Origin of the sequence: Acinetobacter sp. Ver3 (genome assembly GCF_000632455.1) — a bacterium.
Classification (GTDB): domain Bacteria; phylum Pseudomonadota; class Gammaproteobacteria; order Pseudomonadales; family Moraxellaceae; genus Acinetobacter.
On record NZ_JFYL01000151.1, the window covers coordinates 1 to 1,732 of the forward strand.

Consider the following 1,732-nt stretch of genomic DNA (forward strand, 5'->3'; position numbering starts at 1 on the left):
CTAAAAAAACTTTTTCGCATGATTAGTTATTTTTGTCAACTTAGAAACTTTATTGCTCAGCTACAAAAGATAAATGCAGTAATGTTAAATTTCCTCAATTCCCTTATTTTGAAATTCTCTTATTCAATACCCACGACAGTGGTTATATAGCCTGTTGTTAATAGAATTGATAGACCTAATAACATCTCAAATAAAATGGCATGACTAAGGTGTTTAGCGAATTTAGGATGTTGAAGACGCGGGGTGAAATACCATTTGTTGAAGGCAGCTAAAAGTAGAATACTTATAACAAAAAACATTTTAACCATGAAACCATAGCCATATGCAGTATTGATTAAGGTATTAAAATCTTTAATTAAAAGAAGAGCTACACTAGCGCCACAGGCGATTAATATCCCAACAATGAAAGCAGCAATACGTCCAAATACATGCATGCGATCTTTTAAAGGTAAACCACTTATTTCCCGGCTGGTTTTCCATAACGGATATAAAGACCCCATCCATAACGACATAACTAGAATATGGATTGATAATAAAATTTGAGCAAGTAAGGTTAAATTAGCGACATGTCCGAGCTGGGAAAAACTAAAAATAATCGGGATAAGTAAAATACAAAATATTGAACTTTCAATTATAGAAAAATGACCTTTGTTCCTGTTAAGTTTAACCACCATGAGAAGAAGTAAAAGAGCAAAACTAATAGAACGAAGAACGTATATATACCCCGTCGGAGTATTAACCAATATATTAATATACGTGGGGTCCACCATACCTGTAATACCAGTATTGGCAAAACTACCAATCAGAATAAAAAATCCCAAGGTACTGGAAATTAGGCCTAATCCAGCGCCAATTGTAATATATTTAAGAATCGATTCTTTTAGTTCAAGATATTGTCTAAGTAAAAAATAGCAAAAGGCTCCACCAACGACAAAAGCTACACTTAAATATAAAATAACCTTAGTTAACCAAGTGGCCCACATCCAATATTCAGAAATCATTATTTTTGTCCATTCTAGAACAACATGCCAGCACCTCACTGACATGTTGAAAGGTAATCAATTCTTATTTAGTTGATTTAATAGTGAAACTATATTCACCATTCATGTTGTGACCATCTTTCCCCATTGTTGTCCAGACAACGGTATATTTACCTTTTTTCAGTTTCGGAAGAGCGACATCAAAGGATTTCTTTAAGTCATGAGTAACTTTATATTTTAAAGGAACATCTCTTCGCTGAGCATCCAGTAACTTAATATTCATCAACATAACCTCTGCACCAAAGTTAAGGGTCAAGTTCTTTGGTTGACTAAGGATAGATGCATTTTCCGCAGGAATCGCACTCACTAAACTCACATGAGCGAACGTAGTTGTAGTAGCCACAATCATCGTTGCAGCTACTACAACATTACGTAGAGCAGTCATTTTATTTTGAAATAATTTCATTTACGTTTCCTCTTGATTCGTTAGTTCATTAGAGATGACTTTATAAAATCTATATTTAATGAGACCACATCATCTCCTCTTATATTTCAATTATTAGTGAGAGACAGAAACAGAGCGATGACTTCAAAATTACATTTTTGTCATTTTTAAAATTTAAAATCTTTAACTATTAAAATAATCTTATTGAAAAATAATGATCATTTAACAAAAAAATTATGTAGGTGGTTGATTTATGAAATGTAGTAATCATTTTGTCTAAGAAAATAGTAGCTATTTAATTTTTTAT

2 protein-coding genes are annotated in these 1,732 nt (G+C 32.2%); both read right to left on the bottom strand.

Features of this window, described 5'->3' with window-relative positions:
* Window positions 1-119: 119 nt before the first annotated feature.
* Complete coding sequence (locus CL42_RS16040) at window positions 120-1,001, bottom strand: copper resistance D family protein (RefSeq protein WP_004733231.1); 882 nt, start codon at window positions 999-1,001, stop codon at window positions 120-122.
* A 64-nt stretch (window positions 1,002-1,065) separates the two neighbouring features.
* Complete coding sequence (locus tag CL42_RS16045; RefSeq protein ID WP_004681441.1) at window positions 1,066-1,446, bottom strand: copper resistance CopC family protein; 381 nt, start codon at window positions 1,444-1,446, stop codon at window positions 1,066-1,068.
* Between the last annotated feature and the right edge of the window lie 286 nt (window positions 1,447-1,732).

Bases quoted from the DNA above. Each gene is read 5' to 3' on its own strand.
- CL42_RS16040 (WP_004733231.1), bottom strand. From the start codon at position 1,001: ATGATTTCTGAATATTGGATGTGGGCCACTTGGTTAACTAAGGTTATT.
- CL42_RS16045 (WP_004681441.1), bottom strand. From the start codon at position 1,446: ATGAAATTATTTCAAAATAAAATGACTGCTCTACGTAATGTTGTAGTA.